At 66.4% G+C, this 23,863-nt stretch carries 21 protein-coding genes; 9 read left to right on the top strand and 12 right to left on the bottom strand.

Going from position 1 to position 23,863, the window contains the following annotated elements; genetic code table 11:
* The first annotated feature begins 166 nt into the window (after positions 1-166).
* Positions 167-1,009: an AAA family ATPase gene (locus R2601_RS13730; protein WP_007799355.1), complete on the top strand. Its 843-nt coding sequence runs from the start codon at positions 167-169 to the stop codon at positions 1,007-1,009.
* A 6-nt stretch (positions 1,010-1,015) separates the two neighbouring features.
* Here the strand turns inward: R2601_RS13730 and R2601_RS13725 are convergent, their stop codons facing one another.
* Positions 1,016-1,624, bottom strand: a complete 609-nt coding sequence (locus R2601_RS13725) for a hypothetical protein (RefSeq protein ID WP_007799354.1) — start codon at positions 1,622-1,624, stop codon at positions 1,016-1,018.
* Between the two features lie 160 nt (positions 1,625-1,784).
* Positions 1,785-2,243 carry a GNAT family N-acetyltransferase gene (locus R2601_RS13720; protein WP_007799352.1) on the bottom strand — a complete coding sequence of 153 codons (459 nt, stop codon included), beginning with the start codon at positions 2,241-2,243 and terminating at the stop codon, positions 1,785-1,787.
* Positions 2,244-2,405: 162 nt separating this feature from the next.
* Here R2601_RS13720 and R2601_RS13715 point away from each other — a divergent pair, with 162 nt between their 5' ends.
* Positions 2,406-3,308 carry an AEC family transporter gene (locus R2601_RS13715; protein ID WP_007799351.1) on the top strand — a complete coding sequence of 301 codons (903 nt, stop codon included), beginning with the start codon at positions 2,406-2,408 and terminating at the stop codon, positions 3,306-3,308.
* Between the two features lie 9 nt (positions 3,309-3,317).
* Here the strand turns inward: R2601_RS13715 and R2601_RS13710 are convergent, their stop codons facing one another.
* From R2601_RS13710 to R2601_RS13700, 3 genes are all read right to left on the bottom strand, one after another.
* Positions 3,318-4,397, bottom strand: coding sequence for an ABC transporter ATP-binding protein (locus R2601_RS13710; protein WP_007799349.1), 1,080 nt, complete (start codon positions 4,395-4,397; stop codon positions 3,318-3,320).
* A gap of 91 nt (positions 4,398-4,488) precedes the next feature.
* Positions 4,489-5,046 (bottom strand): RSP_2648 family PIN domain-containing protein, encoded by a 558-nt coding sequence (locus R2601_RS13705; protein ID WP_007799347.1) that lies wholly within the window; start codon positions 5,044-5,046, stop codon positions 4,489-4,491.
* A complete protein-coding gene (locus tag R2601_RS13700; RefSeq protein WP_007799345.1) occupies positions 5,043-6,239 on the bottom strand; it encodes an RSP_2647 family RNA methyltransferase in 1,197 nt (398 codons plus the stop codon). The genes R2601_RS13705 and R2601_RS13700 overlap by 4 nt, the downstream gene beginning before the upstream one ends.
* A gap of 229 nt (positions 6,240-6,468) precedes the next feature.
* On the opposite strand from R2601_RS13700, the gene edd reads away from it, so the two are divergent.
* Positions 6,469-8,274, top strand: a complete 1,806-nt coding sequence (edd, locus tag R2601_RS13695) for a phosphogluconate dehydratase (protein ID WP_007799341.1) — start codon at positions 6,469-6,471, stop codon at positions 8,272-8,274.
* Between the two features lie 252 nt (positions 8,275-8,526).
* Here the strand turns inward: edd and R2601_RS13690 are convergent, their stop codons facing one another.
* The 3 genes from R2601_RS13690 to R2601_RS13680 all read right to left on the bottom strand — a co-directional run bounded on the left by R2601_RS13690 (position 8,527) and on the right by R2601_RS13680 (position 13,066).
* A complete protein-coding gene (locus R2601_RS13690; protein ID WP_007799339.1) occupies positions 8,527-10,881 on the bottom strand; it encodes a TRAP transporter large permease subunit in 2,355 nt (784 codons plus the stop codon).
* A gap of 14 nt (positions 10,882-10,895) precedes the next feature.
* Entirely contained in the window at positions 10,896-11,825 is a 930-nt protein-coding gene (locus R2601_RS13685) for a TRAP transporter small permease subunit (protein ID WP_007799338.1), read from the bottom strand.
* 155 nt (positions 11,826-11,980) lie between these two features.
* A complete protein-coding gene (locus R2601_RS13680) occupies positions 11,981-13,066 on the bottom strand; it encodes a TRAP transporter substrate-binding protein (RefSeq protein WP_007799336.1) in 1,086 nt (361 codons plus the stop codon).
* Between the two features lie 231 nt (positions 13,067-13,297).
* Between R2601_RS13680 and R2601_RS13675 the strand changes: the two genes are divergently transcribed.
* Positions 13,298-14,719 carry a cache domain-containing protein gene (locus R2601_RS13675; protein ID WP_007799334.1) on the top strand — a complete coding sequence of 474 codons (1,422 nt, stop codon included), beginning with the start codon at positions 13,298-13,300 and terminating at the stop codon, positions 14,717-14,719.
* On the top strand, positions 14,716-15,360 hold the full coding sequence (locus tag R2601_RS13670) for a response regulator transcription factor (RefSeq protein WP_007799332.1): 645 nt from the start codon (positions 14,716-14,718) through the stop codon (positions 15,358-15,360). Before R2601_RS13675 ends, R2601_RS13670 begins: the two co-directional genes overlap by 4 nt.
* A 52-nt stretch (positions 15,361-15,412) precedes the next feature.
* On the opposite strand, the gene R2601_RS13665 is transcribed toward R2601_RS13670, so the two are convergent.
* Positions 15,413-15,628, bottom strand: coding sequence for a hypothetical protein (locus R2601_RS13665; protein ID WP_007799330.1), 216 nt, complete (start codon positions 15,626-15,628; stop codon positions 15,413-15,415).
* 779 nt (positions 15,629-16,407) lie between these two features.
* On the opposite strand from R2601_RS13665, the gene R2601_RS13660 reads away from it, so the two are divergent.
* The 3 genes from R2601_RS13660 to ilvN are packed head-to-tail and all read left to right on the top strand — an operon-like array spanning position 16,408 to position 19,798.
* Positions 16,408-18,162 carry an acetolactate synthase 3 large subunit gene (locus R2601_RS13660; protein ID WP_040544725.1) on the top strand — a complete coding sequence of 585 codons (1,755 nt, stop codon included), beginning with the start codon at positions 16,408-16,410 and terminating at the stop codon, positions 18,160-18,162.
* Positions 18,163-18,189: 27 nt separating this feature from the next.
* Positions 18,190-19,218, top strand: a complete 1,029-nt coding sequence (locus tag R2601_RS13655; RefSeq protein WP_007799325.1) for an acyltransferase family protein — start codon at positions 18,190-18,192, stop codon at positions 19,216-19,218.
* A gap of 16 nt (positions 19,219-19,234) precedes the next feature.
* The gene (gene ilvN, locus R2601_RS13650; protein ID WP_007799323.1) at positions 19,235-19,798 is read left to right on the top strand and encodes an acetolactate synthase small subunit; all 564 of its coding nucleotides are present in this window, start codon (positions 19,235-19,237) and stop codon (positions 19,796-19,798) included.
* A gap of 161 nt (positions 19,799-19,959) precedes the next feature.
* Here the strand turns inward: ilvN and R2601_RS26650 are convergent, their stop codons facing one another.
* Positions 19,960-20,331 (bottom strand): hypothetical protein, encoded by a 372-nt coding sequence (locus R2601_RS26650; RefSeq protein ID WP_007799321.1) that lies wholly within the window; start codon positions 20,329-20,331, stop codon positions 19,960-19,962.
* 253 nt (positions 20,332-20,584) lie between these two features.
* Between R2601_RS26650 and R2601_RS13640 the strand changes: the two genes are divergently transcribed.
* Positions 20,585-21,382, top strand: coding sequence for a helix-turn-helix domain-containing protein (locus R2601_RS13640; protein ID WP_040544721.1), 798 nt, complete (start codon positions 20,585-20,587; stop codon positions 21,380-21,382).
* A gap of 18 nt (positions 21,383-21,400) precedes the next feature.
* Here the strand turns inward: R2601_RS13640 and R2601_RS13635 are convergent, their stop codons facing one another.
* Entirely contained in the window at positions 21,401-22,207 is an 807-nt protein-coding gene (locus tag R2601_RS13635) for a DUF2189 domain-containing protein (protein WP_007799318.1), read from the bottom strand.
* A 139-nt stretch (positions 22,208-22,346) separates the two neighbouring features.
* Positions 22,347-23,780 (bottom strand): phospholipase D family protein, encoded by a 1,434-nt coding sequence (locus tag R2601_RS13630; RefSeq protein ID WP_195903855.1) that lies wholly within the window; start codon positions 23,778-23,780, stop codon positions 22,347-22,349.
* Positions 23,781-23,863 lie beyond the last annotated feature (83 nt).

Raw genomic sequence — 23,863 nt, 5'->3', positions numbered from 1 at the left:
TCGTTGCCGCCTGCCCGACCGCTGCGCCGGAAACAGGCTGCGGGGAGTGCCGCGGCCCAGCTTTCATGCCCGCATTGCGTGCATCGGCATCGCGCCGCCTGCTGCGTGCTTGCATGGCTGCAATCCGGTCTTTATCCCCTCTGGAGAAACCACTCCGGAGACCACGATGCGCTTTGACGGCACCGACGATTACGTCTCGACCGACGACCTGACCATGGCGGTGAACGCCGCGATCACGCTGGAGCGGCCGCTTCTGGTCAAGGGCGAGCCCGGCACCGGCAAGACCGAGCTGGCGCGGCAGGTGGCGCAGGCACTTGGGCTGCCGATGATCGAGTGGAACGTGAAATCGACCACCAAGGCGCAACAGGGGCTGTACGAGTACGACGCGGTGAGCCGGCTGCGCGACAGCCAGCTCGGCGACGAGAAAGTGAACGACGTCGCCAACTACATCCGCAAGGGCAAGCTCTGGCAGGCCTTCGAGGCCGACGGCAAGGTGGTGCTGCTGATCGACGAGGTCGACAAGGCGGATATCGAGTTCCCCAACGACCTGCTTCAGGAACTCGACAAGATGGAGTTCCACGTCTACGAGACCGGCGAGACCGTGAAGGCGCGCCAGCGACCCATCGTGATCATCACCTCGAACAACGAGAAGGAACTGCCCGACGCCTTCCTGCGCCGCTGCTTCTTTCACTACATCAAGTTCCCCGACCACGACACGCTGCGCAAGATCGTCGAGGTCCACCACCCCGACATCAAGCCTGCCCTCCTGACCTCTGCGCTGACCCAGTTCTATGAGCTGCGCGAACAGCCGGGACTGAAGAAGAAGCCGTCGACCTCGGAGGTGCTCGACTGGCTGAAGCTGCTGCTGGCCGAGGATCTCGATGCCGAGGACCTCAAGCGCGACGGCGCCAACGCCCTGCCGAAGCTGCATGGCGCGCTTCTGAAGAACGAACAGGACGTGCACCTCTTCGAGAGGCTCGCCTTCATGGCGCGGCGCCAGGGGCGCTGAGGCGGCTCAGGCGTTGAGCATGTCGCGCAGCTCGCGGCGCTGGCTGCGGCGGCGGATCTGTCGCGTCAGCACGTCCGAGGGCCGGAAGCGCATCTCCCCGTCGTCGCCGCGTTCGATCTCGTAGCGCTTGTAGCCGCCCGACATGCGGTGCGCCTGCTGCGAGGCCACCATCACCGTGAGCGTCACCGCGCGGCATTGCTCGAGCGACAGCTCCTCGCCGGTACGATGGGCGGCGCGCTGCACGATGCGGCGCAGCGAGCCGATGTCGAGCGCCTCGCCGCCGCCCAGCGGACCTTCGTTGGTCTTTTCCCGGAAGTCACCGCCAAGCGGGTCGTCATCCTCGACCCGGTCGGTGACCAGCGCCGAGCGGCTCTCCTCGCCGAAATCGAGGTCGATCTTGACCGCAAGCACATAGGCCGTGTCGGAGCCCATGTTGGTCACCAGGCACCGTCCGTCCCCGTCCCGCGCGGCGGCCAGTCCGATATGGATCACCGTGCGGTTCGAGCGCCGGAAGCTGACGAAGAACAGCTGCAGGTAAGCGATCCAGACCACCAGCATCGCGGCGTTCAGAACGGCGCTGAGCGCGCCCGAGTTTTGCGTGATCCAGTCCCACATCGGGCGCCTCCATCTGCCATACCATAGGTGTCAGCATCCCAACGCAGCCCCCTTGGTGGCGTTCCTGAAGGAGCGGAAATCTCCCGACGTGCCGGCGATCACCGCCTTGGGCGCGCCCGCCAGCCCGGAGAGATCGGAGCACCGCCAGCGCCGCGACGTCTCAGTCGAGGTCGCGGCGCATGGTCGCCATGCCGTTCTTCTCGCTCAGCACCTCATAGCCTGCGGCCTCGTAGATGCGCATGGCGGGGGCGTTGTCAGTCTCGCATTTCAGCGTGATGGTAAGCGCACCGAGATCGCGCGCCGCTTGCTCGATCCAGCTGGCCAGCAGGTGCCCGGTGCCACCGCGCATTTCCTCGGCGACGAAGACATAGGTCAGGTGGCGCACCTCGGGGCCGATGCCCACGCGGAGTGCGAAGAAGCCGACTTCGCTGCCATCGGCATCGACAAGGTAGAAATCCTCGTCATCCATTTCACCCAGCCATTTTTCCTGCCACTCCACCGGGTCGAAGGGCTGTTTGGCGTTGGGATTCACCAGCGTCAGCGCGTCGGGATCGGCGAGCAGCCGGGCCAGCGGGGCGAGGTCATTCTCGACATTGCGTCGTATCGTCAGATCGGTCATCGGCGTCCTCTCGGGCGGTATCTCGGTCATGACCCGCGCTGCAAACATATCCGCCGGGGGTGGTTCAACCCCCATTTCCCCGGTTTTTCCGGCCTCCTCCCCAAGCTTGACGCCTGCCTGCCGCCGGGTCAGGCTCGGAGCGGTATACCATTTCGGCGCATCATGTTTCAGATCCTCACCCACGACATCCTTCCGGTCTTTGCCATCCTCGCGCTTGGCTACGGGCTTGGCTGGCGCGGCACCTTCTCGCGCGCCGAGGCGGCGGTGGTGAACCGGGTGTCGCTGACGCTGCTGCAACCGGCGCTGATCTTCCCGCTCGTCGCCACCGTCCCCATTGCCGAGTTCGATGTCCGCGCGCTGGCGCTCTACGGGCTTTGCGAGGCGGTTGGCTTCGGCATCGCCTTCCTGATCGCCCGCCGCATGTTCAGGCGCGAGGCCGCCGAGGCGTGGATGCTGGCGATGGCCGTAGTCTTCGTCAACTCGCTGCTCTACATCTGGCCGATCTCGTTCCTGATCTATGGCGAGGCGGCGGCGCTACCTGTGACCGCACTGGTGGCGTGGGATGCCTCTCTGGTCTTCGGCATCTTCATCATTGGCGCCGAGCTGATCGCCAACCCTTCCGCCGGGCTCAGCAGCGCGGGGCGCCGCATCGCCACCAATCCGATCCTCCTTGCCATCGCCGCGGGCGCGGTGCTGAACATTTCCGGTCTGCCCCTGCCCGCGCCGCTGATCACCGCGGCGGAATTCGCCGGTGCCGCCGCAGCGCCGCTCACGCTCTTCGCGCTCGGGGTGATCCTGTCGCAACAGAGCCTGCGCCCGAGCCCCGTCGTGGCGGCAATCTCGGGGCTCAAGCTGCTGGCCTTCCCGGCGCTGGTGGCGGCGGCGTTGGGGATCGGCGGCGTCGAGGGGCGCTGGAACGACCTCTTCACCCTGACCGCCGCCGGGCCCTCGGGCGCCATGGCCTTCGCGCTGGCGCTGCTGCACGGGGTGCGCACCGACGCGGTCGCGCCGGTGATCATCTGGACCTCTGTCCTGTCGCTGATCTCGCTGGCGTGGCTCGCCTGAGCCCTTGCCTTAGCCCTTCACCGGGAAGACGAAGCAGCGGTTGCGCCGCACGGTGAGCCACATCGGCGTGCCGGGCTTGGGGATGAAGACGTTGGGCACCGTGACCTTCAGCACCTCGTCGTTGAAATCCATGCGGAACTCGACGAGGCTTTCCGATCCCATGAAGCGGGCCCGCTCGACCACGCCGCGTGCCGGTGTGCCGGCAAGCTCGGTCGGGTTGGGGCCGCGACCATTGCGGTCGAAGTCGATGCTGACATGCTGCGGGCGGAAGACGATATCCACTTGCCCGCCATCGGGCACGCCGGGGGCAAGGAACTGGCCAAACGGCGTCTGCGTGAGCGCGCCCTGAACTTCGCCGCGCAGAACGTTGATATCGCTGAAGAACGCAACCGCAGCCTTGTCGGCCGGGTTGTTGTAGATGTTGTAGGGCGCGCCGCGCTGCACGATGCGCCCGTCGCGCATCAGCGCGATCTCGTCGGCCATGCGCATCGCCTCTTCCGGCTCGTGCGTGACCAGCAGAACCGAAGCCCCCTCTTCCTTCAGGAGCGCCAGCGTCTCGTCGCGGATGCCGTCGCGCAGGCGGTTGTCGAGCCCCGAGAAAGGCTCATCCATCAGCATGATCTTGGGCCGCGGCGCCAGGGCGCGGGCCAGCGCCACGCGCTGCTGCTCACCACCCGAGAGCTGGTGCGGAAACTCGTCGATGTAATGTGACAGCCCCACCCGCTCGAGCAGCTCGCCCGCGCGCTTGCGCTTTTCGGCCTTGCTGCCCTTGAGCCCGAAGGCCACGTTGTCGCCCACCGAAAGATGCGGGAACAGCGCGAAATCCTGAAACATCAGCCCGATCTGCCGCCGCTCCGGCGGGATGCGGAAGACGGTGTCGCAGATCAGGGTGCCGTCGACATGGATCTCGCCCTCGTCCTGCATGTCGACGCCGGCGATCATCCGCAGCGTCGTCGACTTGCCGCAGCCCGAGGGGCCGAGCAGGCAGGTGACGTGGCCGGGCTGGATGGTCAGCGACACGTCGTCCACGACCCGGCGGCCCTCGAAGCGACGCACGAGATTTCGGATTTCCAGCCGGGGTGTCTGCAAGTGCCTGCCTTCCGTCTTTTCCGAGCGAAGATATCGGAATTCGGGCAGCGATTACCAGCGCCATCCGGTCGCGGCAAGCACAGGGGCCGCGTTAGCCCGCCTCGGCCGCCTTTTCCATCGCCTTGGCAAGCCGCGGCAGGCGCGCCTTCTTGAGCAGCGCCCGCATCGTCCAGTCCTCGCCAGAAAGCCGGCGCGCCTCGGCAAGTACGCTCTCGCAGGCCTCGCGCACGAGCCCCGGCTGCGCTTCGAAGAGACCGCGCAGGAAGCCGTCGGCATCGACGCGGGAAACGCCCTCCTCGGCCAGCACGCCACGCGGGAAGTCCTTGGCGTTCTCGGTGACGATGACATCGGCGCTGCCCGCCACCGCGGCGGCCAGCACGTGGATGTCATTGGCGTCGGGCAGCCAGAGGCGCTGCTCGAGCGACGGCTTCCAGCGCACTTCGGCTTTCGGCCAGGCCGCGCGCACCTGCGCGATCTCGCCCCGCGCCTGCACCTCGCCCGTGCGGCCGAGCTTGCGCGAGGCCAGCGCCCATTCCTCGAGGATGCGCGCCGACCACAGCGGCTCGAACACGCCTTTCGCCGCGACGCCCAGCAGCACCTCGCGCATCACCGTGGGGTAGATGACGCAGGTGTCGAGCAGCACCTTCACAGGCGGAAGACCAGCGCCTTGAGATAGCCGCTCTCGGCCAGTTGCGGCATCAGGGGATGATCCGGCCCGGCAAAGCCGGTGTGGATCAGCTGTGCGCGCCGCCCGGCCCGGCCGATCCCGCGCAGGCAGGCGCCGGTGAAGCTCGACAGGTCCGCCGCGTGCGAGCAGGAGCAAAGCACGAGATAGCAGCCCTCCTCCACAAGCGGCGCCGAGAACCGGGCCACCTTCTCGTAAGCGCGCAGCCCGGCCTCGAGGGCCGGCTTGGCGGGGGCAAAGGCCGGCGGGTCGCAGATCACGAGGCCGAAACGTTCGCCCTCCTCGCCAAGCGCGGTGAGGGTGTTGAAGGCATCACCCTGGCGGGTGGCGAAGCGCTCCGCCGCGCCCATGCGGCTTGCCCCGTCCTCGGCCAGCGCCAGCGCCGGCGCCGAGCCGTCGACCGACAGAGCCTCTGTGGCCCCGCCCGCGAGCGCCGCCAGCGCGAAGCCGCCCACGTGACTGAACACGTCGAGCACCCGCTGCCCCTGCGCCAAACGCGCGGCGAAGGCATGGTTCGGGCGCTGGTCGTAGAACAGGCCGGTCTTCTGCCCGCCGGTGAGATCGGCCATGTAGGTCGCGCCGTTCATCTCCACCGGCAGCGGCGCCTCGGGGGCGGCGCCCAGCAGCACCGCGTCGGCATCGTCGAGCCCCTCGAGCTGGCGCCCGCGCGAGCCGGCGTTCTTGAGGATGTTGACCACGCCGGTCACCTCGGCCAGTGCCTCGGTCAGCTCGGGCAGCAGCGCCTCGGCCCAGGCCGCGTTGGGCTGCACCACACAGGTGTCGCCGAAGCGGTCGATGATGACCCCGGGCAGACCGTCGGCCTCGGCATGGACCAGCCGGTAGTAGGGTGTCGCGAAGAGCCGCTCGCGCAGTTCCAGCGCGCGGGTCAGTTTCGCCACCAGCCAGTCGCGGCCGATCTCGATCTCGGTGTCGCGCTCGAGCATCCGCCCGGCGATCTTGGAGGCAGGCGTGACGCCGACCAGCCCAACCGGCTTGCGCTCGCCATCCTCAAGCACCGCGATGGTGCCGGGCGCGAGCCCCTTGGTGCGCCGGTCGAGCACAAGCTCGTTGGCATAGATCCACGGAAAGCCACGGCGGATGGCACGGGCATTGGCTTTGGGCGTCAGACGGACGACTGGCAGGGTATCAGAGCTCATGCCGCCCCTATAGCGCGCGCGGCCCGGCAAGGGGAAGCGCGGAAATCGGTGCTCTCCTGCCCGCGATCGGCGAACAGCGCGACAACTCTGGGCGTTTTCCCTGCGTGCGACCCCGTGTGCCCGTGCAACCGCATGAGCGCGCTTTACTGATAGCGCTAACCGCGTTACATGCTGACAGCAGCGATGTCTCGCCATCCGGGCGGGACGGCCAGTCAAAGGGAGAGCTTCCATGCCGCTCGACGCCACGATCGCGAAGGTTACCGAGGCCATCGAGGCCCGGTCCGAGACCCGCCGCGCCACCTATCTCGACCGCATGCGCCGCGCCGCCGACGAGGGCCCGCGACGGGCGCATCTGACCTGCGGCAACCAGGCCCATGCCTATGCTGCCATGGGCCAGGACCAGGGCGCGCTGGCCGAGGGCCGTGCCCCCAACCTCGGCATCGTGACGTCCTACAACGACATGCTGTCGGCACATCAGCCTTTCGAGCGTTTTCCCCAGATCATCCGCGATGCGGCCCGAGCCGGCGGCGGCACCGCACAGGTGGCCGGCGGCGTGCCGGCGATGTGCGACGGGGTCACGCAGGGCCAGGTCGGCATGGAGCTGTCGCTGTTCTCGCGCGATGTGATCGCGCTGGCGACCGGCGTGTCGCTGTCGCACAACACCTATGACGCGGCGATCTATCTCGGCGTCTGCGACAAGATCGTGCCGGGCCTGGTGATCGGCGCCGCCACTTTCGGCTACATCCCCGGCATCTTCCTGCCCGCCGGCCCGATGACCTCGGGCCTGCCGAATGACGAGAAATCCAAGGTGCGCCAGCAATACGCCACCGGCGAGGTCGGGCGCGACGCGCTGATGAAGGCCGAGATGGCCTCCTATCATGGCCCGGGCACCTGCACCTTCTACGGCACCGCGAACTCGAACCAGATGCTGATGGAGTTCATGGGGCTGCACCTGCCCGGCGCCTCCTTCATCAACCCCAACACGCCGCTGCGCGACGCGCTGACCGTGGCCGGCGCCGCCCGCGCGCTCGAGATCACCAAGCTCGGCAACGATTACCGCCCGGTCTGTGACATTCTCGACGCCAAGGCCTTCGTCAACGGCATGGTCGGCCTGATGGCCACCGGCGGCTCGACCAACCTGGTGCTGCACCTGCCGGCCATGGCGCGTGCGGCGGGTATCGAGCTCGAGCTCGAGGATTTCGAGGCGATCTCCTCGGTCACGCCACTGATGGCCAAGGTCTATCCCAACGGGCTGGCCGACGTGAACCATTTCCACGCCGCGGGTGGGCTGCAATACCTGATCGGCGAGCTGCTCGATGCGGGGCTGCTGCACGAGGATGTCTGCACCGTCGCCGGCGACGGGCTGTCGCGCTACACCCAAGAGCCCAAGCTGAAGGACGGCGCGGTGGTCTACGAGGACGCCCCGCGCGAGACCCAGAACGACAAGATCCTGCGCCCGGCCTTGGACGCGTTCCAGAAGACCGGCGGGCTCAAGCAGCTCACCGGCAATCTCGGCCACGGCATGATGAAGACCTCCGCCGTCGATGCCTCCCGGCACGTGATCGAGGCCAAGGCGCGGATCTTCCACGACCAGGAGTCGGTGAAGACCGCGTTCAAGGCCGGCGAGTTCACCGAGGACACCATCGTGGTAGTGCGCTTCCAGGGTCCCTCGGCCAACGGCATGCCCGAACTGCACGGGCTCACGCCCACGCTGGCGGTGCTGCAGGATCGGGGACTCAAGGTGGCGCTCGTCACCGACGGCCGCATGTCCGGCGCCTCTGGCAAGGTGCCGTCCGCGATCCACATCTCGCCCGAGGCTGCAAAGGGCGGCCCGCTGGCGCGACTGCGCGACGGCGACCTTGTGCGGGTCGACGCGGTGGCGGGCGAGATCACCTGCCTGGCGCAGGATTTCGAGGCCCGCGAGCCGGTGATGGCCGATCTTGAAGGCAATGGCCACGGCGTCGGACGCGAGCTCTTCGAGGCCTTCCGCCAGAATGTCGGCCTCGCCTCGAACGGCGCCGCCGTGGTGGTCTGAACCGCTCCGCCCCGACCGGACGGCGCACCCGGCCGCGCCGTCCGGCCTGCCTCCGGCGGGGATATTTGTCGCCAGAAGAAGACCTGCCGGCTCTTGACGACGTCCCTGCTTCTTCTGGCCGAAAATATCCCGGGGGGAGGCGCGGAACGCGACGGGGTGCAGCGCCCCCCTGCCGGCCCAGGACAGAAGTGATCCAAACGAGAAGAGCGGACCCGAGGGCCCGCTCTTTTTCTTTTGCCGGAGCTGACTTGATCAGTTCGGGATCAGGTCCGGAACGATCGTCACGATGCCCGGCAGGAACCACAGCAGTGCCAGCCCCGCCACCTGGATCGCCACGAAGGGCAGCACGCCGCGGTAGATGTGGCCGGTGGTCACGCTCGCAGGTGCCACGCCGCGCAGGTAGAACAGCGCGAAGCCGAAGGGCGGCGTGAGGAACGAGGTCTGCAGGTTCACCGCGATCATGATGGTCACCCATTTCGGATCGAACGAGCCGCCATAGATCACCGGCCCCACGATCGGCACCACGATGTAGATGATCTCGAGGAAGTCCAGCACGAAGCCCAGCACGAAGAGCACCAGCATCACCACGAGGAACACCTTGTGCTCGTTGTCGAAGCTCTGAAGGAACTGCTGGATGTAATGCTCGCCCCCGAAGGAGATCACCACGAGGTTCAGCAGCTGCGAGGCCACGAGGATGGTGAACACCATCGATGTGACCTTCGCCGTCTCGCGCACCGCCGGTCCCAAGACCCCGGCCTTGAACAGCACCCAGCAGGCGAAGAACAGGCCGAACAGCGCGTAGAGATACGCCGCCTGCGCCACGATGAAGGCAATCCAGCTCTCGGCGCTGACCTCCTCGGCATTGACCCGCAGGTCGAAGTTGGTGCCGACGAGGATCATGATGATCACCGCGAAGGTCGACCACAGGATGATCTTCGGCGAGCGGTCATCCTCGCGCAGCTTGCGATAGGCCGCGAGCATGATGGCACCGGCCGCCCCCAGCGCCGCGGCGGGCGTCGGGTTGGTGATGCCGCCGAGGATCGAGCCCAGCACCGCCACGATCAGCACCAGCGGCGGGAACACCACGCGGATCAGCTCGTTCTGCGACAGGCGCTGCGCCGCGTGCTTGCAGCCGTAGAGCGCCAGCAGCCACGGCACAGCCATCAGAACCACCGTCGCCCCCGAAGAGGTCGTGGGCGTGATGAACAGCGCGTCCATCACCAGCCCCAGCGCCAGACCGGCGGCGCCGATCTGCAGCGGCAGCGGCTCGGAGCTGGGCGACACCGCCCGGCCCCAGGCCAGGGTGATGCCGAGCAGCACCGTCAGGATCGCGATGCCGGTGCCGATGGGCGCGGCACCCGCGATCTTGGCCGCGGTTGCGGCGGCCCGCTCCTCTTCCGAGAGGCGGTGGCCGGTGTCGACGCCGCCCGCGGCCTCGATCTCGGCCTGCTCGGCAACGGCCTGGTCCCAGGCGCTCTGGCCGTGCAGCTCGATCATCGCCGCCTGGCACTGCTCACCGACATTGGTGCGCAGGCTGGCGGCCTGGCCGGCTTCGGAGAAGCTCGACACCACGGTCGACTGGCTGCCCACCACGTTGATCTGGCTGAAGCCGATGGTCGCCACGATCAGCAGCAGCGGCACACCGAGATACCAGGTGAAGGCCTCGCCGCGGGTCACCGGCTCGCCCATGCCGCCCGAGCCATGCACCGGCGGCGCCTTGGACGGGTTCAGCATCGCGAAGCCGAAGGCATAGAGCGCGTAGAGACCGGCGAGCAGGATGCCCGGCAGCAGCGCCGCCTGGAACAGCGTCCCGACCGAGACCACAGCAGGCTCACCGAGATAGGTCAGCGCGTCGGTGCAGCCCATGGACTGCGCCCGGGCCTCCTGCGCGGTGGAGTAGAGATCGCCCGCCAGCGTGCCCAGAAGCACGATCACGATGGATGGCGGGATGATCTGGCCCAGCGTGCCCGACGCGGCGATGACGCCGGTGGCAAGCTCGGGCGAGTAGTTGTTGCGCAGCATGGTCGGCAGGGCCAGCAGGCCCATGGTGACCACGGTGGCGCCGACGATGCCGGTGGAGGCGGCAAGGAAGGCACCCACAACCACGATCGACACCGCAAGGCCGCCAGGCAGCGGGCCGAACACCCGCGCCATGGTCTTGAGCAGGTCGTCGGCGATCTTGGACCGCTCGAGCACGATGCCCATCATCACGAACATCAGCACCGCCAGCAGCGTCTCGATGCTGGCGCCGGCGATGACGCGCTCGTTGATGCGGTTGACGATGAACGACACGTTGCGGTCGAGCGCGACCTCCCAGCCCCGCTCGAAAACCGGCATCGCGTAGCGTGGCAGGTCCGGGTAGCGGAAGATCGAGATCGAGTCCTCGCGCACGCCGGTCGCGACCAGTGCCCGGTAGGCATCGGAGCCGCTGTCGATGGCCTGGTGCACGAGCAGGCCGGCGCTGTCGAGCGCCGCGATGATGAAGAACGAGATCACCCCCGCGCCGCCGATGGCAAAGGCCACCGGGAAGCCCGAGAGGATCGCGGAGAAGAGCGTGAGAAAGACGATGATCAGGCCGATCTCGACGCCATCGAGTCCGAATAGCATTTACGTGGTCCTTCTCAGAATTCGGCGTGGTCGTAGGCTTCTTCGCCCTGCTCGACCCGGTCGTGATCGTGGTACTTGCCCTCGCTCTCCGGGCCTTCCTTCCACTCGAGGTAGGAGCGCCAGAAGAACGTCGCGGCCTGCAGGAAGATGAAGGCGCACATGGCGACGATGAGGATCTTGAAGAGGAAATAGGCCGAGAAGCCGTTCGGGCTGAAGGCGATGGTCTCGACGTTCCAGCGCAGCGCCCGGGCCTTCATCACGAGACGTTCAAGGGTCTCGGAGGCCGAGGGGTTGGGAACGATCAGGTGGCGCCACAGGAAGAACCACGAGTAGAGCCACATCAGCGTCGCCATCGGCATCATGAAGAACAGGCTTCCGAACATGTCGATGACCTTCTTGGTGCGGTACTTCACCGGCGCGTAGATCAGGTCGACGCGCACGTGCCCGCCCTGGATGAAGGTATAGGCCAGGCACAGCGTCACCACGATGGCGTTGTAGAGCTTGAGCTCTTCCGACCACCAGCTGACATCGAAGGTCACCGGCAGGCCGAAGCCGAACGAGATGTCGGGCCGCGCGAAGATGCGCTGCACGAAGATGATCACCACCTGCTGCAGCACCATGATCAGGCCCGCCCATGCGGCGATGCGGCCCACGGAGTTGCCGAAGGCCTCGCAGCCGCGCACCAGCGCCCACATGAAGTTGTGGCGCCACATGCCGATGCCGGTGAGCACCAGGAAAGTGGTGAGAACGATGAAGAAGAACTCGGTCGATCCGCCGTAGTAGACGAACCGCATGATCGCTTCCTTGTCCGACCAGTCCAGCCAGCTCGACGGATGCGTCAGCGCGTAGCCGAGATTGTAGAAGGACATGGCTATATTGCCGAAAAACCAGGCCAAGCCGCTCAGAATTGCACTGAACGCTCCGCCTGTGGCCGCCTCTTCCATGACCTGTGCCCCTGTCTTTTGCGGTGTCTTTTGCGGTGTGTCCGGTCCTGCGGGCCGCGTCTCCGTCCCGGGGAGCGCTGCGGCGCAGGTGCTTTGTTGAAAAGCGATGACGCCCCCGCGCGCGGCGGGAGCGTCGATCATGCTCTAGAGTCGTCTCAGAGACCCATGACGCGGTTACGCTGGGCCGAGAACGCGCCCTCGGAGCGGCTGCCCCAGTTGGCCGAGCTCTGCAGCGACGCCATGTAGCTGTCGTAGGTCTGCTTGTAGAGTTCGTCGCCCATCGGCTCTTCCATGACCTCCTTGGCGGCGGCGCCGAAGGCATCCCAGACGCTGTCGGGGAATTCCATCAGGGTGACGCCACCGGACTGCAGCCGCTGCAGCGCGGCCGAGTTGTTGGCCATGAACAGCGACATGCTCCAGAGGTTGGACGCGCGAGAGACCTGCTCGACGATCTTCTGCTGACCCGGGGTCAGGCTCTCGAAAACCTCGAGGTTCATCGTCAGGTTCAGGTTCGGGCCCGGCTCGTGGAAGCCAGCGGTGTAGTAGATCTTGGTGATCTCCTGGAAGCCGGCCTTCTCGTCGGCCCAGGGACCGATCCACTCGGTGCCGTCGATCGCGCCGGAGGACAGCGCCTGGTACACTTCCGCGCCGGGCAGGTTCTGCACCGAGGCGCCGAGCTTGCCAAGCACCTGGCCACCCTGACCCGGCATGCGGAACTTGAGGCCCTGGAAGTCTTCCGGCGAGCCGATCTCCTTGGAGAACCAGCCACCCGACTGCGGGCCGGTGTTGCCGGCGGGGAACGCCTTGAGGCCGAAGATCGAGTAGAGCTCGTCGCAGAGCTCGCGGCCGCCATCGTGGTAGAACCAGTTGGCGTATTCCATGAAGTTCATGCCGAACGGCACCTGGCTGAAGAAGCTCAGAGCCGGGTGCTGGCCGAGGAAGTAGTAGTCGACGCCGTGGTACATGTCGGCCTGACCGGCGGAGACCGCGTCGAACACCTCGAAGGCGCCCACGAGCTCACCGGCGGCCTTCAGCTCGACGGTCAGCTCGCCATCGGTGGCGGCAGTGATCTGGTCTGCGCAGTACTGTGCGCTGTCGTGAACGCCGGCGAGGCCACGGCCCCAGGTGGTCACGAGGGTGAGGGTGCGCTTGCCCTGCGCATAGGCCGGGGCGGCAAGTGCAGACGCGGCAGCGGCAGCGCCACCGGCAGTGGTGGCCCTCAGAAAGGAACGACGATCCATGAATATCCTCCCATGGTATTGTTGCGCACACCGCTCCTCCGGCACGCGCGGATCGTTTAAGTCCGGCCACACTAGTTCGTGAAATCCCGCGCGAAAATACCCATTGCTACGGAGACCGGCAGCAATCTTGCGCGAAAGCTCTGCAAAACGGCAGGTTTGAAACCTGCTGCCGTTGGGGAAGCCTGCGGTTTCGTGGTTTGATCAGACCCGAATCACCGACTATCGAAAGCCATGCCCTCGATTCTCGACCGCCTGCGCCCAAGCTACGGACAGAAACTGTTCCTGCTCGCCTCCGTGCCGCTGATCCTCGCCGCCGCGGCGATCGCGGCGGTGGTGGCGTGGCAGTCGCGCGCCGTGGCCGAGCGCGAGATCCGGGCGCTCGAGACCACGCTTATCGAGACCAAGAAGCAAGAGCTGCGCAACTACGTCACCCAGGCGCGAAACGGCTTCTACTTCATCTACGGCGTCGCGGCCCCCGATGACGAGCAGGCCAAGACCCGCGTGGCCCAGATCCTCGCGGCGATGATCTACGGCGAGGACGGCTCGTTCTTCGTCTACGATTACGACGGCACCAACCTGGTCTCGCCGCGCCGCACCTCGATGATCGGCAAGGACTGGTCGGGCCTGACCGACAGCGAGGGGACCCCGATCACGGACCGGCTGATCGAGATCGCCCGGCAGGGCTCGGGCTATCACACCTATCTCTGGCCCAAGCCCTCGACCGGCGAGGAGGCGCGGATGATCACCTTCGTGCTGGGCTTCCAGGACTGGCAATGGGCGGTGGGCACGGGCGTCTGGATCGACGACATCGTCGAGGAGGTGGCGCTTGCGCGCGCCGGGGTCGAGGCGCGGGTGCAACGCACCTTCCTCTATATCGGGGCGATCACGCTCATCGCCCTGCTCACCGTGTTCCTGTCCGGGCTGATGATGAACCTGCGCGAGCGGCGGCTGGCGGATGCCAAGCTCAAGGAGCTGACCCAGCGGGTCTTCGACGCACAGGAAGAAGAGCGCGGCCGGGTGGCGCGCGAACTGCACGACGGCATCAGCCAGATCCTCGTGGGGGTGAAATACGCGCTCGACATCGCGCGGCGCCGGCTCGCCACCGGAGACGCCCGCGCCGAGCAGGCGCTGGAGCGCGGGCAGGAGAACCTCTCGGGCGCCATTCAGGAGGTGCGCCGGATCAGCCGCGATCTGCGGCCGGGAATGCTCGACGATCTCGGGCTTGGCCCGGCGCTCAAGGCGCTGACCGAGGATTTCCACGCCCGCACCGGCATCGACACCCGCTTCGAGACCGTGGTGTTCCGCAACCGCATCGACCAGGAGGGCCGCATTGCGCTCTACCGCATTGCGCAGGAGGCGCTGACCAATATCGAGCGCCATTCCGGGGCCACCCGGGTCGAGATGGACCTGCGTGGCCATCGCCGTGGCGCCACGCTGCGGGTTTCCGACAACGGCTGCGGTATTGCCCCCGAGGAAGGCACCGGACGCCCGGGAATCGGGCTGCGCAACATGCAGGAGCGCATGGATCAGCTCGGCGGCAGCCTGCGCGTCTTGTCCTCGCGCTCGGGCACGGTTATCGAAGCCCAAATCCCCCTGTCCCACCTGCTGCCCCCCGAAGAGGGGGCCGCCAATCCGCCGAGGGCACGTGCATGACCCGTCCCACCCGTGTTGTCATCGTCGACGATCATCCGCTCGTGGCCGAAGGCATCGAGGCCATCCTCGAGAGCTACGACGACATCGAGGTTGCGGCCACGCTGTCAGGCGGACAAGAGGTGATCGACCGGCTCGAGGCGCTGGCCCCCGACGTGATCCTGATGGATCTCAACATGCCGGGTCTGAACGGTCTCTCGGCCACCGAGATGATCCTCGAGCAGCGCCCAGAGACCCGCATCCTCGTGCTGTCGATGCATGACACGCCGGAGTACATCTCGAACGCGCTCGGCCACGGGGCGATGGGCTACGTCCTCAAGGACGTGCCCACCGACGAGATCAAGCGCGCCATCGATGCGGTGATGTCCGGTGAGCGCTATCTCTGCACCGGCGCCGAGGGCGCGTTGCGCCCGGTGATGTCGGGCGGGCGCGAGCAGCTCACCAACCGCGAGCAGACGGTGCTGCTGCAGCTGGCGCAGGGCAAGTCGAACAAGGAGGTGGCGCTGGCACTGGATATTTCTGTGCGCACCGTCGAGACGCACCGCAAGAACATCAAGCGCAAGCTGGGGATCAGCTCCACCGCCGGGCTCACGCGCTACGCGCTCGAGCATGGCGTGCTGCAGGGCACCGGGGTGAATGTCTGAGAAATAGGTGACGACCGGCCACGCGAGGACCGGTCCGGCGCTTGATCCTGCGTCAGATCAGCGGACCAGCCTCGGCGTCTGCCGTTTCCGATGCGGCAATGGCCGGGATCACGTGCGGGTGAGCCTGCGCGTCACGCGCCACCTCGCCCTCGTCGATCTGCAGACTGCCCATGAGATGCACGAGCGCCAGCAGCGCCATCAGAATGCCGGCACGGAACATCGTGAAATCACGACCCGAGTTCAGGCGGTTCGCACAGTAAAAAGCCATGTCACTCTCCCTTCGGCATTATTGAACTGTTTGGTTCAGTGTGCCGGGATATCATGTTTCACGCAACTCACGAAGCCGCGCGGATCCGTGACCGCGTCAGGGGGTCGCGCTTGCGGCAGAGGGACCGGTGCCGATCTCCGGAAGGCTGCCTTGCGGTTGCTGCCCTCTCGCTGATGGGAACGCCTGACGCGACATCGCCGTCCCGCGCGGACGATCTGCCGCCCGATCCTCTTGATCCAGACCAGCCAAGTCCGAACGACCCCGAACCTCTGCGCCAGATCCGGCCCGATCGCCAGCCCCTCGGGTCGGGCAGACGATGACGCCGCGGCCTGCGGCCGTGTTCCGCGCAGGCGACGTGCTGAGCTTCCGAGCAGAGAGAATCCCTCTCGCTCGGCGCATGGTCGCAGCCATTCCCCGGAACGGATCAGCCCCCGCTCTCGGACCCGCGAAAAGGGTGAGCCCTCCTGCCCCATTTCGCATTGGGTCGAATTTCTTTCTGAAAATGTCCCAAATCACCCCCTCAAAGCAACTTCCGGAAAAATAATCTCACGCAACGCGCGCTTTTTGCCGGTTTGCGAGGTTGACGCCCCCTCCCCATCCTCCTAAGGTCCCGCGGCGCAATGAAGGAGTCCACGCCGTGGATCGTCTGGTACTTATCGTAGGAAAATGGCGCATGGGCCGGTAACTCGGAACCATAATGGTCCCCCATGCGCCCCCGAAATCCTCGGGGGCTTTTTTATGCGCAAGACAATGAATGACGTCGTAAACGGAGACACGCGATGACACGTCAGATGACCGGAGCGAAAATGGTGGTTCAGGCCCTCAAGGATCAGGGTGTGGACACGGTATTCGGCTATCCCGGCGGCGCCGTTCTACCGATTTATGACGAGATCTTTCAGCAGAACGACATCCAGCACATCCTTGTCCGCCACGAGCAGGCCGCGGTGCACGCCGCCGAAGGCTATGCCCGCTCGACCGGCAAGGTGGGTGTTGCGCTTGTCACCTCGGGCCCCGGCGCGACCAACGCGGTCACCGGTCTCACCGACGCGCTGATGGACTCGATCCCGATCGTGGTGCTCTCGGGCCAGGTGCCGACCTTCATGATCGGCTCCGATGCCTTCCAGGAGGCCGACACCGTCGGCATCACCCGCCCCTGCACCAAGCACAACTGGCTGGTGAAGGACACCAAGGACCTGTCCTCGGTGATCCATCAGGCGTTCCACGTCTCGGCCTCGGGCCGCCCGGGCCCGGTGCTGATCGACATCCCCAAGGACGTGCAGTTCGCCAGCAGCGAGTACACGCCGAAGCCCAAGGCGCCGGTCGGCCACTACCAGCCGCAGGTCAAGGGCGACATGGAGACCATCACCGCGCTGGTCGAGGCCATCGAGACGGCGGAACGCCCGGTGTTCTACACCGGCGGCGGCGTGATCAATTCCGGTCCGGCGGCGAGCCAGCTCCTGCGCGAACTGGTCGAGGCCACCGGCATTCCGATCACCTCGACCCTGATGGGCCTGGGCGCCTACCCGGCCTCGGGCAAGAACTGGCTCGGTATGCTGGGGATGCACGGCCTCTACGAGGCCAACCTCGCGATGCATGGCTGTGACCTGATGATCAACATCGGCGCCCGCTTCGACGACCGCATCACCGGCCGGCTCGACGCGTTCTCGCCGAAGTCGAAGAAGGCGCATATCGACATCGACCCGTCCTCGATCAACAAGGTCATCAAGACCGACCTGCCGATCGTCGGAGATGTGGGCCACGTGCTCGAGGACATGCTCAAGGTGTGGAAGGCCCGCGGCCGCAAGGTCAACCGCGAGGCGCTGGCCAAGTGGTGGCGCCAGATCGAGGAGTGGAAGCAGGTCAAGTGCCTGACCTACAAGACCTCCGAGACGACGATCAAACCGCAATACGCGCTCGAGCGCCTCGAGGCGCTGACCAAGGGCCGGGATCGCTACATCACCACCGAGGTCGGCCAGCACCAGATGTGGGCCGCGCAGTACCTCGGCTTCGAGGATCCCAACCGCTGGATGACCTCCGGCGGCCTCGGCACCATGGGCTACGGCTTCCCGTCCTCGGTGGGCGTGCAGGTCGCGCACCCGGAGGCGCTGGTGATCAACGTCGCGGGCGAGGCCTCGTGGCTGATGAACATGCAGGAGATGGGCACCGCGGTGCAGTACCGTCTGCCGGTTAAGCAGTTCATCCTCAACAACGAGCGCCTGGGCATGGTGCGCCAGTGGCAACAGCTGCTGCATGGCGAGCGCTATTCCTCGAGCTGGTCCGAGGCCCTGCCCGATTTCGTCAAGCTCGCCGAGGCATTCGGTGCCAAGGGCATCATCTGCAAGGATCCCGCCGATCTCGACGACGCGATCATGGAGATGCTGAACCACGACGGCCCGGTGATCTTCGACTGCCTCGTCGAGAAGCACGAGAACTGCTTCCCGATGATCCCGTCGGGCGAGCCGCACAACAAGATGCTGCTGGGCGACGCTCAGGCCACCAACGCCATCGCCGGCAAGGGCGCCGTGCTGGTCTGAGGACCGCACGGCCGGAGGGAGGCCAAGGTGAGCCCGGTCGCGACCGCAACGCGCAGCGATGCGCCCATCACCCCCACCGCAACGCGGGTGGCCTGGCTCGACCAGGCCAAGGGTGTGGGCATCGTGCTCGTGGTGGTCGGCCATTGCTGGCTGGGGCTCGCGGGATCGGGCATCCTGTCCGATCCCGGCACCATCGCGACCGTCGAGCAGCTGATCTACACCTTCCACATGCCGCTGTTCTTCCTGCTCTCGGGCTACACGTTCGAGGGCTGGGCGCGGCGACGGAGGCTGGGAGAGGCACTCAAGAGCCGGGTGCTGCGGCTGCTCTGGCCGCTGGTTCTGTGGACCTATGTCTTTGCCGGCTTCAAGATCGCTGCCGGAGCCGCCGCCAATTCGCCGGTCGGTCTCGAGGCTCTGATGGTGCTGCCGCTGCCGCCGCAGAACCACCTGTGGTTCCTCTGGGCGCTGTTCATCCTGCACGCGCTCGCCCTGCCGGTCTGCGCCCTGCCCCGGACGCCGCTGCCCACCGCGACGTGGTTCGGCCTGTTGCTCGCGGTGCTGGCGCTGGTGCTGTTCTCGGGTATCGATTTTGGCGTGCTGTTCAGCCCCGCCGCGATCCACGCCGCGGTGTTCGTGCTGGGGATCTGGCTGGCGCGCCTGCCGCTGCCGCGGATCGGCCTTGCCGCCGGCCTCGCCGCGGTCGCGCTCTTCGCCGCAATCGAGATGGCCGGCCTGACGGTGCCGGACCTGCCCGAGCGGCTTGGCCCCTACCTGGCGGCCTCCATTGCCCTGAGCCTGTGCCTGTGCGCGGCCCTGGCGGGGCTGGTTCCGGCGAAGAGTGCGCCGGGACGGCTGCTGGCCTGGCTGGGCGGGCTCTCGATGCCGATCTTCCTCGCGCACACGATCTTTTCCGCCGCCACCCGTGTGGCGCTGCAGCGCGTCAGCGATGACGCCACGCTGCACCTTGTCTCCGGCACCGCCATCGGCTTGGCGGGACCGATCCTGTTGAACGCGCTGCTGCGCAAATTCGCCGACCCGCGCCTTGCCGGGTTCTGACCAGAAAGGAACGACCATGTCCGCGCTACAGATCAAGAAAGGCTCGTCCAAGCATTCGGCCTACAACCTGCGCCCGACCTTCTCGGACGTGCAGGAGGCGCACACCATCACCGTGCTGGTCGAGAACGAGCCGGGCGTGCTGGCCCGCGTCATCGGCCTGTTCTCGGGGCGGGGCTACAACATCGACAGCCTGACCGTGGCCGAGGTCGATCACGAAGGTCACCTGTCGCGCATCACCATCGTCACCACCGGCACGCCGCAGGTGATCGAGCAGATCAAGGCCCAGCTCGGGCGCATCGTCTCGGTGCGCGACGTGCACGACCTGACAGCCGAGGGCAGCTCGGTCGAGCGCGAGCTGGCGCTGATGAAGGTCAATGGCAGCGGCGACAAGCGGGTCGAGGCGCTGCGCCTGGCTGATATCTTCCGCGCGCAGGTGGTCGACTCGACGCTGGAGAGCTTCATCTTCCAGCTCACCGGCGCGCCCGACAAGATCGACGCCTTCGCCGACCTGATGCGCCCGCTGGGCCTTGTGCAGGTGGCGCGTACCGGTGTCGCGGCGCTGTCGCGCGGCACTGACTGACCGCACGTCTCCGCACGCCAGTCACGGCCCGGGACGCTGCCTGCACGCGCGTCCCGGGCCTTTTCTTTGCGGCCATGCCCGACGCGCCCAAGTAGAAACGCCCGGCCTTTCGGGGGCCGGGCGCTTCAGCGTGAGTGTGGGTGTGAGTGGAAGCCGGGAAATCAGCTTGCGTGGATCGCGCGGAGCGGTCCGGTCGGATAAGCGGGAGTGCGACCCCGGAAAGGGATCACGTTCCCGGTCTCATTTGGCACCGTCGGGCCGGTGTTTCGGGATGCATCGGCGTGACGCAGTGCCTGAGCGAGACCGGGATAGTGATTCTGCGCCAGCCGTCGGGGATTTTGAGCCAGGCGCAGGTTCTCTTCCTGCTTGAGATCGAATTCGATGAGATCGCCTTCGTCGAGCGACACTCCGTCATGCACGCTCGCCTCGGCGTCGTGATAGAGGGCGAGATCTCCGTGATCCTCGCACCAAATGACAGCTTTCTGATCTTTGTGGTCCGCCCAGAGGACAACCCCGTACATCGTCTGCGACATTTTCACGTTCCCAACAATTCGATGTGAAACAAGGTGGAGCATTTCCCTGTCACATCACATTCCGCGAAACGTGTCTCCGGGTTGCAATTTGTGGCAAATTCGATAAAGCTTGATGCGAAGCAGCGTCACCTTAGACGCTACTTGGCGTCAATCGGGAATTTTGTGTGTGTTTTCGCCCATTTGACGACAAGGTTTAGCCACAATCTCCTGGCCCTTGGCGGCGATCCGGATACAACTCGAGACAGATAGACACATGAACCAGCGGAGTCCGGCCGAATTACGAAGCGTCTTTGGCGCGAATCTGCGTCAACTTGGGCAAACTGCGGCGTCCGTCTCGCAACTATGCCGCGACCTGGGCATCAACCGCACTCAATTTAACCGGTATCTTGCCGGGGAGAGTTTCCCGCGTCCAGATGTTCTTCACCGGATCTGCAAATTCTTCGGCGTTGATGCCCGAATTCTGCTCGAACCGGTCGATGAACTCGGCGGAGACCCGAAAGGGCTGCTACATCACCCCTATATCTCGGACTTCGTGGGCGGCGGCGTCGTCATTCCGATCGACGAGGCCGATTTCCCGTCGGGGTTCTACCGTTTTTCCCGCGCCTCTTTTACAGATCCCGACAGTTTCATCGTGGGACTGGTGCAGATCTCGCGGCGTGACAACTTCGCCTTCCTGCGCGGTTTCGAACCGAAAGCGGCGATGGAAATGCATGGCATGTCAACCGATGCGCCGACCCGCGAATTCCGCGGATTGGTCATGCCTCAGGCCGAAGGGCTGGCAATTCTCGTGAGCCGGCGGGACTCGGTGACCAGCTCGTTCAACTACCTCGCGCGGATTCCGGCGCTCGCCAAGATCTACTGGGTCGGCTACACGCTGCGCACCACGCCCGAGAGCCCGACCACGCGCCGCGCCGCGCGGCTGGTCTATGAGTATCTCGGCCATGACATGCACCAGGTGCTCGCGACGGCCCGCACCGCAGGCTACGTCACCGAGGACAAGCTTCCCACCTTCCACCGCAAGCAGCTGCGGATCGGCGAACCCTTCGTCTGAGGCCGACGCGGGTCCGCGTCAGGCCGCCACGGCGCCGCCGGTCGTCTCCGGGGCTGCGCCCGACTTGATCAGGTCATAGAGGTGCCAGGTGGCATGGCCGAGCAGCGGCAGCACGAGGAAGAGGCCAAGAAACGCCGGCAGCATCGCCAGGAAGGTCGCCACGGCGATGAACGCCGCCCATGCGAACATCACCACAGGGTGGGCCTGCACGTACTGGAACGAGGTGATCATCGCGGTGACGAAATCCACCTCGCGGTCGAGCAGCAGCGGCAGCGCCAGCACGGTGATCATGTAGAGCAGCGCCGCAAAGCCCGCCCCGACCACAGACCCCACACCCAGCATCGTCAGCCCTTCCATGCTCAGATAGACGTCGAAGCTCGATGAGACGTTGGTCATCACCGAAAGCCCGAGGAACAGCGCAAAGATCATGTGCGCGAGAAAGAACCAGAACAGGAAGACGATCACGATCACCGCGCAGATCGACGGCAGCTGACGCTTCGACTGGCGCAGGATGACGCTGAAGATCTGCATCCAGTCCATCGGCAGGCCGCGCTCGAGCCGGCGGCTCACGTCGTAGAACCCGACCGCCGCGAAGGGCCCCAGCAGCGGGAAGCCGATCGCCGCCAGCACCAGCCAGTAGCTCTGCCCGGTGGCCCAGGTGATCCAGCTCATCGCCAGGCCGGCCAGCACGTAGAAGCCTGCGAAGACCAGCGCAAAGCCCGGCGCACGCATCATGTCGAGGCCCCCGCGCCGCAGCGCTTCCTTCAGCGTGGCGAAGCTGACCTCTCCCAGCGGCGGCACCCCATGCTGCGGCGTCTCAGGCATCGCGAACCTCCCTCTGGCACGACCTCTCCTCCGAAGCCGAGTGTAACCCGGAACCCGTGGCCTCGCGCAAGATCTTTGCGCGCGGAAGACGTGCCACCGGGGCGCGAGGACAGGCCCGCAGTTTCGGTGCCAGAAACGCTCAGAGCTGCCCGCCGATCGGCAAGAGCGCGTAAACCCGGCTCATGAACGCCCGCCAGTGCGAGTCGATGGGCTCGCCACGGTGCAGCACCAGCGTCCTGGCATCGCGCCGCTCCTCCCAGAGCAGGTCGCCCTCGTCGTTCAGCGTGACACGATAGGCGTTTTCCACAAGTGTCTTGCGGAACAGCACTGTCGCTTCGGTTGCCAGCGCGGGACTGTCGATCAGGATGCCCATCTCGGTGTTGATCCAGACCGAGCGCGGATCCCAGTTGAACGAGCCCACGAACAGATGGCGCCGGTCGATGGCGAAGGCCTTGGTATGCAGAGAGGACTGGGACGCCCCCAGTCCGAGCCGATCCCGGTCGGGCCGCGCGCTGTCGGCGCGAAGCTCCCAGAGCGCCACGTCGCGGCGCAGCAGCGCATTGCGCCAGAGCGCGTAATGTCCATAGACCGAGAGCACGTCGGTCGAGTCCATCGAGTTGGTCAGCACCGTCACCTCGACCCCGCGATCCGCAAGGCCGCCAAGCAGGTCGACTCCCTGCCGGAGCGGCACGAAATAGGCCGAGGACACGAAGAGCTCCTCCTGCGCGCCGGTGATATAGGGCAGGATCTGCCCGGTAACCGTGTCGCTGCTGCGCGCCCGTCGGCTCGATTTCTCCACCGGATCCGCGATCACCCGCGCCGGAACCCAGTCGAGCCGGGTCTCCGCCCCGGGAAGGAACGCCTCCCGCCCTGCTTCAAGCGCCTCGCCGTAGGGCGTATGCAGCGCCGCCCGCATGCGGCGCTCGAGCCGCTCGCGCGCCGCCGCGAGCGACATCCCGTCGTCCGAGACCGCCGCCACCGGCACCGCCTTGTCGCTGTTCCAGTAGGCATCGAACTGCCGCGAGACCTCGGCGGCCACCGGCCCCGCCGCCAGCAGGTCGAGATCATTGTAGTTGCTCTCGTCCTTGGCGGCGAAGTACTCATCCCCGATATTGCGCCCGCCGACCAGCGTGACGACATTGTCGAAGGTCATCGACTTGTTGTGCATGCGCCGGTTCACCCGCAGGAACTCAAGCGCGGTCACCACCGGCCGCGCAAGCCCGCGCGGGAACGGGTTGAACAGGCGGATCTGCACGTTGGGATGCCGAGCCAGCGCGGTCAGGATGTCGTCATAGGCTGCCGCATCCATGTCATCGAGCAGCAGCCGCACGCGCACGCCGCGATCCGCCGCGCGCATCAGCTGGCCGACGAAGAGATGACCGGAGGGATCGTCATGCAGGAGGTAATACTGCGCGTCGATGCTGCGCTCGGCACGCCCTGTCAGTCCCAGCCGCAGCGACAGCGCAGTGGGGCCGTCGCTCACCAGCGCCACGCCGGAGCGTCCATCGCCCGGATCGCCAAGCGCCCGCACCTGCCGCGCGAGCCGGGTGTCCGCGCTCTGGGCGAATGCCACGCTGTGCTGCCTTGGATAGTCCGCACGCCATGGCGCTGCGCAGCCGGAAAGCAGCGCCAGAGCCACAAGGCCTGCCATCAGCC

The organism is Salipiger bermudensis HTCC2601, assembly GCF_000153725.1.
GTDB lineage: Bacteria > Pseudomonadota > Alphaproteobacteria > Rhodobacterales > Rhodobacteraceae > Salipiger > Salipiger bermudensis.
The sequence above is the reverse complement of the archived record's forward strand: the minus strand, read 5'-3'. Positions and strand labels throughout refer to the sequence as shown.